Genomic DNA, 12,377 nt, shown 5'->3' on the forward strand with positions numbered 1-12,377 from the left:
CGAGCCAGTTTGAGGGGCTGATTAGCCCCTTTCGGTTTCCGCGGCTGAGTATCGTCTCCTGCACTAGATACCACTGCAGGAACAGCCATGCTCAACCTCAAACCGCTCATCCCGGCTATAGCCATCTCAGTCGTCCTCTCCCAAGTTGCAACCTTTGGCGGGCTTGCGGCATTCAACGCCTTGCAGGGCGGTCGATATCTCGATGACAAAGTAGCCGCTGCCGTCGACGATCTCATTGTCCAGCGCGAGCTTAAGGAAATTGAAGCCTACGCCAGTGCCCAGTATGCCCGGTACCCCAATGCAGTCGACACGGTGCCAAATGACGCGCGCGTATACGGTGACCTGAAAGCGCGTTTTACCCTGGCCGAATTCTCCGATATGGAGTGTCCGTACTGTAAGCGTCTGCACCCAACAATGAAGGAAATTGTTGATCGCTCTAACGGTGCCGTTAACTGGCAATGGCGACATCTGCCTCTGCAGTTCCATAACCCGGCGGCCCACGATGAGGCAAAGGCCTCCGAGTGCTTCGCAGAGCAAAAAGGCAACAAGGGCTTTTGGGTCTTTCTCGACCAGGTGTTCGAGCTTTCTGCTGGCAATGGTGGCGGGGTAAAGGACTTGCCGGCGCTGGCCAAACGACTCGGTGGCGACAAGGCGAAGTTTAACGAGTGCATGGCCAGTGAACGTCACAAGGACCGGATCAACGAGCACATGTTGATGGGCGAGAAGATTGGCGCCACCGGAACGCCTGCGACGATGGTCATCGACAATCTCACCGGTGAAAAGGAGTTTGTTAAAGGCGCCCAGCCGGCCAGCGCTTTCATTACCGTCATGAAAAAAATGATGGTCAGCGAACGAGCGGACGCTCAGGCCGATGAGCAAAAGCAGAAGGGTGAACAGGTTGATGGTGGGGCTGTTGTAAGCGAGCAAATACTGGGCTATGGCGCTCGCGGCGGTGCAGCGCCGGTGGCAGAGAAAACTGCCCCGGTGGCGACGGCTGATGAAGAACAGGACGCCGGCACAGATGAGCAGTAGAACAACATTCTGAGCAGATCTCTCAGGAGCAGGGCTTGCATATTGGCTCTCTCGGTTGATTCTGAGAGAGCCATTTTGTTTGGAGAAAACCATGTCACACCAATGCGTCATAGCCATTCTGGGGAACTTGCCGGGCCGCGCTTTGCCCTCAAGAACCGTTGACCTCTACGCGCGGGCATTTTCCGAGTTTCAGCTGCAGACTGGGCGACGTCCCTACCGGATGCCTGGCTTGGCAATTGGAATGAGTCACTGCAGCGAATGCGGGGCGCGGGTCGAGCCAGACCTGGTGATTGACGAGATCCTGCTACAGATGAAGGCTTTAGAGTCTGATCAGGAGTATCCGAAAATTGTTGAGGGGGCGATCGACGAGTGGGCTCAGCACGCCCGGGATTCACTGGTCGCGGCGGATAATGCCGACCCTGCTCATCGGGTGGAAGCTGAGGGTCGGGCTAACCACAGCGATATCCAGGGTGCAGCCGGAGCCACTGCCTAATGAACAAGCTCAACTCCCATCGGCGCCGGCCGGCGTTTGGTGCGGCGATCATCAGACCCCTTGCCTACGCCTGCTTCTTCTATTTTGGTGTGGGTGATCTCTTTCCCACCCTAATGCGTCGCCTGGGCATGCTTGAGGCTTCTGCGATCCTATCGGGTGCTGGTGTAGCCTTTGCAGTGTTCTGCGCTGTGTGGGCGCTTCTTGGAGGGCTCCGCTGGGTTCGGACAGGACGTAGTTGGCAGATTAAGGCCCTTTTCTCAGGCTTTCGTGTGGACCCTCGGGAAGACCTTAGAAAAATTCCTGCGCTGAAGGGCGAGTTAAGTGAATCGAAAAAGGTTGAACTCCTGGCGCTCACCAAGATTTCAAGGGGGTGGGGGGAGCTTGAGCACGAATTGAAGGTCCGCGGATTTCGTATGGTTCCCCATAGCCGCGACCTTTGTCTTGCGACGCTGGACTCGAACATTGAGGTGCTATGCACAATGTCGAGTTTGGGATTCGGCTCTAGCTACGAGTCCCTCTGCAAGCGATTTGGGGCATCACCGGATCATCTAGTGCCGCTCCGCCGGGCGATATGACACGGCGGTTTTTCAAACCCCTTGCGCTTGTTTAGCGGCCATTTTTACCTTGTAGGCGTGTTCGCGCATGAGGCCAATCACGACTTGATTGACCGCCAATTGGTACTTCGCACGGGTGGCCGCGACGTACAGCAAATTGAGCTCATCCTCACGCGACCCATGGTCCATCTGAGGGTCCAGTGGGTCCGGGAAATCATCCATCAGTGCGACATTGTCAAACTCAAGCCCTTTCGATCGGTGGGCTGTGGCCAGGATAATGTCGGCTTTGTCCTCCTCGTTTACCGTCATCGCGCGCATCTGACGTAGGCGTGCTTCAAGGTCATCGTAGGCGTTGATGATCTTGATGGCTCGGACCATTTCGCGATCTTTCGTTTCCTCTGCGATGGTCAGGTACTGGTGCCAGTCGCTGAACTCCTTCAACAGCCGTTTGTTTTTGACCTTATCAGTGCGGCCTTCGCTGAACCAATACAGGTCCTCGATGCTCGAGATCTGATACGAATCAATTTTGCCGATCCAAAACACTTTTTTGCCGGCGGCGGTGTAGTCCAGCGCTGAAAGGATGACCCCCATGACCGTGCGGTGGAGCAACGCGGGACGTTTGGCATCGCTGTCTAAGGTGGATCGAATTTTAGTTCGAGCGCCGGCACCTATTACCGGTACCGTCTCGCCTTTGAAACTTAGAATGATGTTGGCAAGGGCGGCTGTTGCTGGCCCAAATCGAAACGACCTGGTCAGGCGAAGGTCAACTGCATCGTCGAGGTCTGGATCATCCAACGCATTGTCAGAACCTCTGAAGCGATAGAGTTCCTGGTGCCGATCGCCAACGAAAATCTTCCTGCAAGATTGTTTCTTGATGAGGGCCAGTGTCAGGCCGTTCAGGTCTTGGCTCTCATCGGCCAGGATGACATCGTAGGTTCTACTGAGGTCCGGATTGCTGAGCAAATACATTTTCAAGTAGCCATCGTGCAACAAGGGTACCGACGTGTCTTCAGGGTCGATCATCCGTTCCCAAAGATACTCTGCAGACTTGAAAACATTCTCGATGAAGCTCGGTGGCATTTGCGAGCCCGGCATCCTTTTGACCATTGGGAGATGGCTTTCATGAAAGGTCTCGAGGGGGCTGCACAAAAAGTTGTTCAAGGTATCGACCACGGCCCTTACCACGGTCCAATCATTCGTATTCAGTACCTTGGCCATGTCCCCAAGGCGCAAACCACCCTCGAGCTTATGCTCGTATTTTGCCCTGTAACCTTTGTAGGCCAACTCGTGTGTGGTCGCGCAGACGACGTTTTTCGGGAAGCGTTTTTTGGCCTCATCCCTGATGGCTTTGTTGTAAGCCAGGTACAGGTACTTGAGGCGGTTATGTTTGCGCGAATAGCCTTCGAGGGAGGTCGTTTTGGACGCACCAGCAAACGCTCGGAGCCTAATGAGCGGTGCCGTGCAATTGAGAAATTCCAGCTGCTCCGATGTCCAGTTAATGTCCACGGCCGTTCCCCTAGATTCGATCAGGCCAATCTAGCAAGGGGAGAGGAGCGCAGGTGTTGAGACTGAGCCTGTAGACGGGTTCGATCTATGACAGATGTTGGTGCCCCAGGCCGGGCATCAATGTCGCTCCGCGGCGAGCTTGAGGAGGGTGAGAATGAGCGGCCCCCCCCACTTTCCGTGAGCCTTCAATGTTTAATGATTCTAACTGGCAACTGATCGTACAGTACCTGGCCTACATCTTCCTGATGCCGCCCTTGGTCATTCTGGTTATGGACAGGCTGGTTCAGTCGCTTGTCCGGAGCGTTTTCCCGTTCTACGCGGTCACAGGTGTTCTTGGTACGCCCATACATGAGTTGGGGCACGTTTTGGCGTGCTGGATGTTCGGTTTGAAAATAACTCAAATCCGGCTCTACTCACCCGACGCGGCCACCGGGCGTCTTGGCTATGTCGCCTTCACCTATCGTCCGTCCTCAACAGTTCACGCTGTTGGGCTGGTGGTGCAAGGTGTTGCCCCAATCTTTATGGCATTCCTATTGTTTGAGTTCCTCTTTCCATTAAACCCTGCTGTGGCTCCTTGGGGAGATAGTGGATTTGATGGATCTGTCTTCCTGGAGGGCGTGGTCGGCGCTTGGACGCTGGTCTACGGGAATCTTTGCGCAGGCGGGATGGGCGCCGTGTGGAGTATGTCCGCGCTGATCATAGCGATGCACTGCATACCTTCGTGGGCTGATATCCGCCTGGCCTTAAGGGGAGGTGTCGTGCTGCTGGTTATCGCGCTTGCTGCGTCATTCCTGTTCAAGGTCGATTTTGCGAGTCAGCTCCCCACAGTGTTGCGTAATGGCCTGGCTCACGCCCAGGGAATGGCGGATGCGATGAGCATGCGGGCGCTTGAGTGGGTTATCTACGCGGTGACCATGGTCACGACATTGGCTGTTGCCGGGGTGTTTGTCATGTTGGTGCTGCCTTCTCTCGTCGTGATCGTACTAAGACGATTGCGATACGGCGGTGCGGTACCGTCTCATCCAGTCGCTGAGCTGGATCGCGCCGGCGGCAGCGACCCGGTCGCTGGGTTTGGTGTTCTTGTCAGTCCGGATGACGGCGTTGAAGGCAAAAATAGGACGATGAATTCTGGTGCCACAAAAAATGGTAAACGCATGGGTGGTCCGCCAGCAGACCAAAATGGAATTGGAGAGGCTTCAGAGTCGTAGGGTTTGCCCCGGCCGTAGGGCCTATCTGGAGAGATCGCACAGGCACGGGGCGAATATAGTCGTCTCACGTTATTAGCGAGTGCCATTTATGCGAATTGTCGTTCTGCTAATCCTGCTTCTGGCGTTACCCGCATCGGCAAGTGACCCGGTATCACTCGAGGCGAATATTGCTGATGCCATCTCTCGCGACGACCTGGACGCCGCTGGTGTGGCATTGATCGAGTTGAAGGAAATGGCCTGTAGCGGCAATCCTGAGGCCGCTGCCAAGATCGGCCGACTCTATCTCTTCGGCAACGGGCTCCTTGGGAGGGATCTTGAAAAGGCGAAGTCATTTTTACGGTTCGGCGCCGAGAGTGGAACCTCTCACTCGGCTGCAGATCTGGCGATCGCGATTGCGACAAACGCTGCTGGAGCTGAGGAGCTACAGGAGGCGGCGAAGTGGGCAAAAGTTGCACGATACGTCGACGGCGAGGGTAGTTCAGATGTCGTTGTTCAACTGGTCAACTTGGCCGCAGCTGGCACCGATCTAACCGTAGGGGTTCAGCGAGGTGCTCGCTGGATTCAACTTTACCGAACTCGAGGTGTAACCGTTGAAGGATCTCCTTGTCAGCCTGGCTAGGTTTGTGAAACCGGGGTTGAGCATCATCGCTGCAGCACTGGTTGTTAACATTCTGTTCCAGATCCTGTTGCCGACATTCAAACCATTACTCCTAGTCTATGGGTTAGCCCTGCTCTTTGGCTTTCTCATGATTGTCCAGGGTGTGGGTCAATGGGCAATTACCTGGTTCGATAGTGGCACCAAGCGAGCCGGCTTCAAGGCCAGGTGCAATCACTTGTGGTCCATGGCGCCGCAGGTGCATGACCATACGCATGACGGGGTAATGCAGGACCTGATGATCCAACCGCTACCAGACGATTTCAGTGGTCAGTGCTGGGCATTTGGGATCGATACCTCAGGTTATCCCGGGTATGAGGCGGTAGGTTACTTGCTTGTCGATGGCTCAATGCTGCACCTCGCTGTTGTCGCTGGGGTGCGTGGGAAATGGCACATCGATTCATACTGCAGAGCAGCATGCACCGTTGAAGGTTCGGTCTTCACCATCCAATCAATTTGTGGTCCGTTGACCGGCTGGATCGGTGTCGGTTCGATGTTGGGCGTTAGTCTGGGTCAAACAGGGGATGAGGGGTTGCGCGGAGGACCTTTCGGATACGTTCGAATTTACAAGTGCGGTGTGCCACAAGTGCTTTACCGGTTCTGCAATTAGGTAAGTCGCTCTAGGTGATCATGGCGCACACCACCTAAATGAAATAGAACAGACCTTGGCAGCAACTGGTGCTACTGCCAAGGCAACTCTCAAAGTGCCCTGCCTCCGTGAGGCAAGGCGATTTTGGATAGACGCATTGCCAAGGTATGAACCAGGCCATGCCTACCACTCCTTCGATTACTTGATCACCCTGCATTCGACGTGAATGGGTTCACTCAGTGGTTCCCAATCGGAGTCTTGAATTGTGGTGGCCAAAGTAGCGGCCTGGGTCATTGCAGCAAGCAAATTTGAGTCTTGAACGTTCACTGCGATGGTGCGTTTCAAGGTTTGCGTCACGAGAACCTCATAGGTCCGCGTGGCTTCATGGTCTGTTGGAATAGTGATCGTGTAGTTCACCAACAGCTTCTCTGCGATCCGCGCGGCCAGCAGGCCGATCGACAAGGAGAGTTTTGATAGCGGGGCTTGATTTGACATGGCGTTCTCCGAAAGTGTGGAGGCCATGTCCCCCAATGGGGAAATGGACCCCACTAGGTTGGAAATTGGTGCTGATGATTGCTATCAGCTGGACTTCACGCCAGGACATCCTGGACGCGAAAGAATCTTTTTGAGGATATCACATGCCGACAGACATGGAGCCAGCCCGGTTGGCCTGAGAGCGATTAAGCCAGTAGGGAATCCTGACAAAAAGCCGGCTAAACGCCGGCGACTTTCCACCAATGGTTGTCAGGCGCTTTGTCTTTGTTGCGTGGAGCCGGATTGCTGGATCAGGTTGTAAATCTCTTCGCGGTGAACCGGTGTCGCCCTGTCGGCTTCGACTCCGATACGAACCTGGTTGCCCGAGACGTTGAGAACCGTCACGCGAATGTCATCGCCGATGACAATAGTTTCTCCGACCTTCCGTGTGAGAATAAGCATTCTTGATTCCTTCTTAGACGCTAGGGAGTCACCCGCGTTATAGGTTTTTTAGTTGACTGATTCTTTGAGCGATTTACCAGCCCGGAAGGTGGGCGCACGTCGGGCCCGTAGCGTCATCGGCTTCCCTGATTGGGGATTTCGACCAATACGTTCGGGGCGGTCCACAACGCTGAAAGTACCAAAGCCGACCAATGTAACGGAGCCACCGCCTTCCAGAGTGGTGGTGATTGCATCGATTAGTGCATCAACAGCTTTTCCAGCAGCGACTTTCGTAACGTCCGCACTAGCTGAAACTTTTTCCACGAGCTGATTTTTATTCACTTAGGCGCTCCTTTTGGTTGGCCTGTACTGTCAGGGCGAAACTAGAAATATCCCATTACATCAAGGTGAAGCTATGAGAGTGAATTGCCCGGCGGGCGCAGGCCAAAGAGTGCGATCAGATCCCCAAATTCCCGTCGACCTTCCCCCAGCAGCTGGAAATCTTCAGTAGTCGGTTGTTGGCCGTGCATCACCTTGGAGTTGACCCTTTCAAGCGACGCAGTTAGATCCAGAAGACGTTGAAGTTTTTCCTTCGTCTCATGAGGTATTACGTCAGTGTCGAACATGTGAAGCGCCTCTGCTCTTACTTTGCCTGGCGAGGAACACAAGCCTACGAGCTTCCATTTCTGCGCAAGCACCTTGATCAAAGGTCGGAGGCGAAATGTCGAGGTCACCAAGCTCCTCTAACTGAAATTCCATGTGATGGCCTGCGATCTTATAAAGCTGCTGCAAAGCCACTTTGACACGTTCTTCCCGACAGCCCACAACACCCCCGACCAGGAAATCATTGATCAGCTCGCATGCCCTGGTAGGTTGAAGGCCGATGGCTTCCATTTCGAGGGCGCCGAGACCAGCCTCAGCCTCATCACCCGAATGAATCTCGATAACGCCCGGCACGACACCGATCACGACATTCAGGGTGTTGGTGCCAGTGGCAATCCCGATCTCAACAGGAAGCTTAGCGTTTGCTGATGAGTAGCTGGTTACTGCAATTGCGCCGTCGATACACATAATGGTCCAAGAGCCTCCGTCTAATCGGCGCATTATCCCGATGCCATAACGATACAAAGGTCCGATCAGTCCCAGTCACAGGGGCGAATTCAGATTGCCTGTGGCGCTGCAATTAATGGCCTGCCACCATCGTCGGGCGCCGTGCCCTTGCAAGAAGGGTAGCCAAGGCATCCCCAGAACGGCCCCTTTGGACCTGGTCGCAGCGACATTTTCTTCTTCTTGCACTTTGGGCAATTCACCTCAGAAATGATTCGCTCCGGTTTAGGTGCGCCGTTCTCAGCAGAGGCTTCTTTGGTGCGGATGGTTGAGAGATCAGGTACAGGAGGCTTGCCCCGTGCCTTGATGTCATTGCAGGACGCTGTGCAGGACGGGTATTTGGTGCATCCCCAGAATGCCCCCGAACTGGTAGCTCGCCGGCGAAGAACACCAGATTTGCAGATCGGGCAACTGACCTGGTCGCCGAACATCTCTGACTTTTGTTCAGCTACCGTTGCTGAGATGCTCGGGTCTGCTTTGATCTTGTCCACTTCACCCGTGAGCACCTGGTGTTGGTAACCAACGACGGCCAAGTACGATGCTTTGCCGGTGGCAATTTGATCCAAGGCCTCCTCAATCATCTTTGTAAAATCGTAGCTAACGAAGCTGAACCGGCCCTTCAAGATGGAGATCACGCCTATGCCCAGTGGTGTCGCGTAAAGCTTCCGTCCTTCCTTTCGAATGTACTCACGCTTGTAAAGCGTGGCCACAATAGACGCGAAAGTTGAGGGCCTACCAATACCCATGGACTCAAGCAATTTTGTGAGCGAGGCATCCGTGAGCCGCGGCGGAGGCTTTGTTGCGGTTGTGACGGCTTGTACTTCACTGCATTGGAGTCGGGCTTGTTCCTGCAGGTCAGGGAGGGATTTGTCTGCGTCGTCCTCATTGCCCTCGTCTTTGTCCTCCACTGCGTCGTCCGGGGTCAGTGCCATCCATCCCGGGCTCAATAGGACTCGGCCTTTTGCCAGAAACTGCAGGTTGTGATCTTTCACTTTGACGGCCGAGAGGAGCAGCGCCTTAGTCGCATAAAATTTGGCCGGCACCATCTGACTTGCCACAGCGCGGAGCCAGATCAGCTTGTAGAGCTTCATCTCATCGCTGTCGGGCGCAAAATCGGACGGTGTAATGTCGATTGCTGTCGGTCGTATGGCCTCGTGAGCTTCCTGAGCGTCAGCTTTGGACGCCCAAGTGTTGCGTGCTGCAGGAAGCGCATGTCCCTTCCCAGTGAGCCATGCACGAATTTCCTGGGCAGACTCTTCGGAAAGGTTAGGACTGTCGGTGCGGTGATAGGTGATCAGGCCTGCTTCAAAGAGCGCCTGGGCCTTCTTCATGGTCTGATCCACGTCCATACCCAGCTTCACACTTGCGGCTTGCTGCAGAGTCGATGTAGTGAAGGGCGCCGGCGCCTTTCTGTCCTCCTCTCGACTATCAAGCTTGTAAACCATGAAGGCAGGCTGACCCTTAATGGCGTCGGCGAGACTTTGTAAATAAGAGGCATGCGTAAAAAGGTCGGTTTGCTCAACACCCATGGCTGCTTGTAGCGCCTTGTGTTGCCATTCAGCAGTCCAAACTGCTTGTTTACCTGGCCAGGTAAAGCTCACTTTCAGCTTGTAATGGTCGACGGAGACGAAACTGGTGATCGCCTGTTCTCGTTCGACCAGAAGCAAAAGGGCTGCCGACTGAACGCGTCCGGCGGATAGGTTGACACCGGCCCCGGATAGCTCGGTCAGTAGCGGTGAGACAGTGTACCCAACTATGCGATCCAGAACTCTGCGTGCCTCTTGGGCCGCCACCAACATCATGTCGATGTCGCCGGCCTTGGAGATAGCTTCAGTAAGGGCCTTCTTGGTGATTTCGTTAAATTTAATTCTTCGGTATTTTTTGGGCTTGAGGACCTCCCTCAAGTGCCAGGCAATGGCTTCACCCTCGCGATCGAGGTCGGTGGCCAGGTACACCATATTTGCCTGTTGAATTAACTTCTTCAGGTTGGATACGACCTTCTTTTTGTCTTCACTTACCTCATAGTCAGGTACGAAGTTTGGGGCTTCTACTCCCATCCTCCTGAGTGGAAGGTCTCGGAAGTGCCCGACGCTAGAGGTAACCTTGAAGGAGTCCCCTAGAAATTTCTGGATTTTTTTAGTCTTGTTCGGCGATTCAACTATGACGAGATCAAACACAATGTTTAGCCCTGGGGAAACTTAGAGCAACATTGCCTTCAACATCGGGTCGCTGGGGGGGCAATTTGCCCCCTGTTGGTGTTACTTGTGCAGCCGTGCGACCTCATCGGCTGTGCCGGCATTGAGGACAGCCCGCAGATGAAACCGCTCATGCTCAGCCTCGCCCTGGCGTGCCATTGCTTTCATCTCTTGCGATGCTGCTTCGGGGAGGTTTAGTGCAACCATCAGTTCACACTGGCCGAGTTTCGACAACTCGGTTGCCGATATTGACCTTGGATGGCGGCCGTTTCGTTTACCGCTCATAGGTTCACCTCTTGGTTCTCGTAATCACACCCATAGGCTCTCACGTTCTCCTGAACTGCAACTTTTTTGGTGGCTGGTTGAAGCTAAAGCAAAGGGGTTGCACTTTCCGAGACAGGGGTACTGTAGTGGTGTGAAAAAAGAAAAGGTGAGTAGATGAATCGTGCAATTGGAGCCTGGAGTGAAAATCTCCCGGATGCACTGAGAGGAGGGCGCGTTGTCCTTTCTGAGCGCGACTTGGCCACTGAGATTCCCGTCCCCCTGCATGGCCGCGGTGATCAGGTGTTTTTGGCTAATGGCTGGCTGGTGCCCGTAGATACCAAGCGCCGAAAAAGCGAATCGGTCTACATGAAGGACGTGATTCAGTTGAGCGTCTACGCCTTTATCCTGGCTCGCCAGTCGCAATCGCTGTTTGGACGTAACCTTCCAGTGTCAGGGACTGGGTTCATTCGAATCTCGAATTCAACGCGCACCGTATACAAGCCTGTGACGCTGCTATCCAGCGCTCAAGTGATTTCGCTCTGGAACAGGTACTGGATGTTGCGAGGGGAGGGGTTGCGCGCTGCGCCAAGGCACCCGCATGAACGGGTTTGTGTATCCTGCCCGAAGAGATCGAACTGCCCGGTGGGGCAGCGCATTCGGTGATTCAGGGTAAAAAGGGGCGAGGCAGAAGTATCTTCTGGCTACCCCTTCATACTGGCTGATATCGCACGCGAGGGTGATTCGTTGGGACCTCTTGGGTAACTCGTGTAGCTCTGTAAGCAAGGTCAGATCGTGCCGGCCCTTCGTAGTAGCGGAAAAACCTGCAGCCCTTGGGGCTTGTTTGGCAGGCGCATCAAATCCATACCCAACGGCATAACTAAAAGCCCAAACTCCTGGGCCGCTTGGGCGTAACTATCCGTCTATTCCTTCGGCTCGCGGTTACCTGAAACATCCTTGCTCATAAAACGCTTGCCGGTGCCGTCCGGTTGAACCGGCTTCGATGTTTGGACGGCTGTGTTTTCCTTATCCAGCCACTCAAACATAGCCCCCAATTCTAGCCCGCCATATGCTTTTGTTCTTTCGTGCAACAGGGCGTAAGACGCATGATCTACAGGCTCATAATCTGCCAATCGCTTGTCTACAACCTCGGCCCATGACTTCGGAAATTTGGAATATACATAGGATAGGACGGTTGTAGCGACGCCTGTTCCGAAGGCGACTGTCAGGCCAAGTTGCAAAGCCGGACCGGCTACAAGAGCAGCGACCGTGCCGGCAATGATGGCCGCCCCGGCACATGGGGACATACGTCCCTGGTTGAGGCTAACTACCGCGTTCTCGATCGCGCTTAGCTGGCGACGCTTTGCGTATAGGTTGTCTTTTTGCATGGTTTGTCCTGATTACTATGGCGCCGTGCCAATAGGAACTATGTTCGTCGGGGAGTCAGCCATTTTAAATTTGTATGCGATGAATCGCCGACGCTCGCTGTCGCCCCAGTAGGTGAGTTCACTACCTTGGTCAGGCACCACGAAGGTTCGCAAGGTTTCCGTCAGATACTTGGCCATGTCCAGCAACCAAATCGGTAGGTAGTGCATATCAGGTCGTCCATCGTCCAGGATCAAAACATAGGCGCGATGGTCTTTCACGCTGAAAGCAATGCCGACGTTTTCCCGGCCCATGACGACGGAAGCACAGGCCAGCTCGTAGCTTTCTGCGTCGTCACCCAATTCAGTTACCAGTAGACCTTGATACACGCCGAGTGCAGCCCGAGTCTGTTCATAAGCGTCAGCTATTGGGGTCTTGCCTTTACCCGAGTTCATCGGGGTATGCGAAATAGTAAAAGTGTTACTCATCGTCATTTT

The 12,377-nt window shown here is 54.4% G+C and carries 17 protein-coding genes; 7 read left to right on the plus strand and 10 right to left on the minus strand.

The window, feature by feature from the left end; translation table 11 throughout:
- The first annotated feature begins 87 nt into the window (after window positions 1-87).
- The 3 genes from AC1Q6D_RS24825 to AC1Q6D_RS24835 all read left to right on the plus strand — a co-directional run bounded on the left by AC1Q6D_RS24825 (window position 88) and on the right by AC1Q6D_RS24835 (window position 2,100).
- Window positions 88-1,032 carry a DsbA family protein gene (locus tag AC1Q6D_RS24825; protein ID WP_103403710.1) on the plus strand — a complete coding sequence of 315 codons (945 nt, stop codon included), beginning with the start codon at window positions 88-90 and terminating at the stop codon, window positions 1,030-1,032.
- 241 nt (window positions 1,033-1,273) lie between these two features.
- Window positions 1,274-1,525 carry a hypothetical protein gene (locus AC1Q6D_RS24830; protein ID WP_146041463.1) on the plus strand — a complete coding sequence of 84 codons (252 nt, stop codon included), beginning with the start codon at window positions 1,274-1,276 and terminating at the stop codon, window positions 1,523-1,525.
- Window positions 1,525-2,100, plus strand: coding sequence for a hypothetical protein (locus AC1Q6D_RS24835; RefSeq protein ID WP_103403708.1), 576 nt, complete (start codon window positions 1,525-1,527; stop codon window positions 2,098-2,100). The genes AC1Q6D_RS24830 and AC1Q6D_RS24835 overlap by 1 nt, the downstream gene beginning before the upstream one ends.
- 12 nt (window positions 2,101-2,112) lie before the next feature.
- Here AC1Q6D_RS24835 and AC1Q6D_RS24840 read toward each other — a convergent pair whose 3' ends face one another.
- Window positions 2,113-3,585 (minus strand): 3'-5' exonuclease, encoded by a 1,473-nt coding sequence (locus AC1Q6D_RS24840; RefSeq protein ID WP_103403707.1) that lies wholly within the window; start codon window positions 3,583-3,585, stop codon window positions 2,113-2,115.
- Window positions 3,586-3,773: 188 nt separating this feature from the next.
- Between AC1Q6D_RS24840 and AC1Q6D_RS24845 the strand changes: the two genes are divergently transcribed.
- From AC1Q6D_RS24845 to AC1Q6D_RS24855, 3 genes are all read left to right on the plus strand, one after another.
- Window positions 3,774-4,793: a M50 family metallopeptidase gene (locus tag AC1Q6D_RS24845; protein WP_103403706.1), complete on the plus strand. Its 1,020-nt coding sequence runs from the start codon at window positions 3,774-3,776 to the stop codon at window positions 4,791-4,793.
- 88 nt (window positions 4,794-4,881) lie between these two features.
- Window positions 4,882-5,412: an SEL1-like repeat protein gene (locus tag AC1Q6D_RS24850; protein ID WP_103403705.1), complete on the plus strand. Its 531-nt coding sequence runs from the start codon at window positions 4,882-4,884 to the stop codon at window positions 5,410-5,412.
- Window positions 5,384-6,058, plus strand: coding sequence for a hypothetical protein (locus AC1Q6D_RS24855; RefSeq protein WP_103403704.1), 675 nt, complete (start codon window positions 5,384-5,386; stop codon window positions 6,056-6,058). The genes AC1Q6D_RS24850 and AC1Q6D_RS24855 overlap by 29 nt, the downstream gene beginning before the upstream one ends.
- A 177-nt stretch (window positions 6,059-6,235) precedes the next feature.
- Here AC1Q6D_RS24855 and AC1Q6D_RS24860 read toward each other — a convergent pair whose 3' ends face one another.
- From AC1Q6D_RS24860 to AC1Q6D_RS24890, 7 genes are all read right to left on the minus strand, one after another.
- On the minus strand, window positions 6,236-6,532 hold the full coding sequence (locus AC1Q6D_RS24860; RefSeq protein ID WP_103403703.1) for a hypothetical protein: 297 nt from the start codon (window positions 6,530-6,532) through the stop codon (window positions 6,236-6,238).
- Between the two features lie 249 nt (window positions 6,533-6,781).
- Window positions 6,782-6,973, minus strand: coding sequence for a carbon storage regulator CsrA (gene csrA / locus AC1Q6D_RS24865; protein ID WP_103403702.1), 192 nt, complete (start codon window positions 6,971-6,973; stop codon window positions 6,782-6,784).
- Window positions 6,974-7,021: 48 nt separating this feature from the next.
- Window positions 7,022-7,294, minus strand: a complete 273-nt coding sequence (locus AC1Q6D_RS24870; RefSeq protein WP_103403701.1) for an HU family DNA-binding protein — start codon at window positions 7,292-7,294, stop codon at window positions 7,022-7,024.
- A gap of 71 nt (window positions 7,295-7,365) precedes the next feature.
- Complete coding sequence (locus tag AC1Q6D_RS24875; RefSeq protein ID WP_050682351.1) at window positions 7,366-7,578, minus strand: hypothetical protein; 213 nt, start codon at window positions 7,576-7,578, stop codon at window positions 7,366-7,368.
- On the minus strand, window positions 7,565-8,023 hold the full coding sequence (locus AC1Q6D_RS24880; RefSeq protein WP_103403700.1) for a hypothetical protein: 459 nt from the start codon (window positions 8,021-8,023) through the stop codon (window positions 7,565-7,567). Before AC1Q6D_RS24880 ends, AC1Q6D_RS24875 begins: the two co-directional genes overlap by 14 nt.
- An 89-nt stretch (window positions 8,024-8,112) precedes the next feature.
- Window positions 8,113-10,236: a type I DNA topoisomerase gene (gene topA, locus AC1Q6D_RS24885; RefSeq protein ID WP_103403699.1), complete on the minus strand. Its 2,124-nt coding sequence runs from the start codon at window positions 10,234-10,236 to the stop codon at window positions 8,113-8,115.
- An 81-nt stretch (window positions 10,237-10,317) separates the two neighbouring features.
- Complete coding sequence (locus tag AC1Q6D_RS24890; protein WP_103403698.1) at window positions 10,318-10,539, minus strand: hypothetical protein; 222 nt, start codon at window positions 10,537-10,539, stop codon at window positions 10,318-10,320.
- 153 nt (window positions 10,540-10,692) lie between these two features.
- Here AC1Q6D_RS24890 and AC1Q6D_RS24895 point away from each other — a divergent pair, with 153 nt between their 5' ends.
- Window positions 10,693-11,181, plus strand: a complete 489-nt coding sequence (locus AC1Q6D_RS24895) for a PD-(D/E)XK nuclease family protein (RefSeq protein WP_103403697.1) — start codon at window positions 10,693-10,695, stop codon at window positions 11,179-11,181.
- Window positions 11,182-11,438: 257 nt separating this feature from the next.
- On the opposite strand, the gene AC1Q6D_RS24900 is transcribed toward AC1Q6D_RS24895, so the two are convergent.
- Both AC1Q6D_RS24900 and AC1Q6D_RS24905 read right to left on the minus strand, forming a co-directional pair.
- Window positions 11,439-11,903 carry a hypothetical protein gene (locus tag AC1Q6D_RS24900; RefSeq protein ID WP_103403696.1) on the minus strand — a complete coding sequence of 155 codons (465 nt, stop codon included), beginning with the start codon at window positions 11,901-11,903 and terminating at the stop codon, window positions 11,439-11,441.
- 15 nt (window positions 11,904-11,918) lie between these two features.
- The gene (locus AC1Q6D_RS24905) at window positions 11,919-12,368 is read right to left on the minus strand and encodes a hypothetical protein (RefSeq protein ID WP_103403695.1); all 450 of its coding nucleotides are present in this window, start codon (window positions 12,366-12,368) and stop codon (window positions 11,919-11,921) included.
- Window positions 12,369-12,377 lie beyond the last annotated feature (9 nt).

This window comes from Pseudomonas sp. MT92, assembly GCF_058792515.1.

What these genes read in the sequence shown, in the direction of transcription:
- AC1Q6D_RS24825 (WP_103403710.1), top strand. Translation starts at nt 88, where the DNA reads ATGCTCAACCTCAAACCGCTCATCCCGGCTATAGCCATCTCAGTCGTC.
- AC1Q6D_RS24830 (WP_146041463.1), top strand. Translation starts at nt 1,274, where the DNA reads ATGAGTCACTGCAGCGAATGCGGGGCGCGGGTCGAGCCAGACCTGGTG.
- AC1Q6D_RS24835 (WP_103403708.1), top strand. Translation starts at nt 1,525, where the DNA reads ATGAACAAGCTCAACTCCCATCGGCGCCGGCCGGCGTTTGGTGCGGCG.
- AC1Q6D_RS24845 (WP_103403706.1), top strand. Translation starts at nt 3,774, where the DNA reads ATGTTTAATGATTCTAACTGGCAACTGATCGTACAGTACCTGGCCTAC.
- AC1Q6D_RS24850 (WP_103403705.1), top strand. Translation starts at nt 4,882, where the DNA reads ATGCGAATTGTCGTTCTGCTAATCCTGCTTCTGGCGTTACCCGCATCG.
- AC1Q6D_RS24860 (WP_103403703.1), bottom strand. Translation starts at nt 6,532, where the DNA reads ATGTCAAATCAAGCCCCGCTATCAAAACTCTCCTTGTCGATCGGCCTG.
- csrA (WP_103403702.1), bottom strand. Translation starts at nt 6,973, where the DNA reads ATGCTTATTCTCACACGGAAGGTCGGAGAAACTATTGTCATCGGCGAT.
- AC1Q6D_RS24875 (WP_050682351.1), bottom strand. Translation starts at nt 7,578, where the DNA reads ATGTTCGACACTGACGTAATACCTCATGAGACGAAGGAAAAACTTCAA.
- AC1Q6D_RS24880 (WP_103403700.1), bottom strand. Translation starts at nt 8,023, where the DNA reads ATGTGTATCGACGGCGCAATTGCAGTAACCAGCTACTCATCAGCAAAC.
- AC1Q6D_RS24890 (WP_103403698.1), bottom strand. Translation starts at nt 10,539, where the DNA reads ATGAGCGGTAAACGAAACGGCCGCCATCCAAGGTCAATATCGGCAACC.
- AC1Q6D_RS24895 (WP_103403697.1), top strand. Translation starts at nt 10,693, where the DNA reads ATGAATCGTGCAATTGGAGCCTGGAGTGAAAATCTCCCGGATGCACTG.
- AC1Q6D_RS24900 (WP_103403696.1), bottom strand. Translation starts at nt 11,903, where the DNA reads ATGCAAAAAGACAACCTATACGCAAAGCGTCGCCAGCTAAGCGCGATC.
- AC1Q6D_RS24905 (WP_103403695.1), bottom strand. Translation starts at nt 12,368, where the DNA reads ATGAGTAACACTTTTACTATTTCGCATACCCCGATGAACTCGGGTAAA.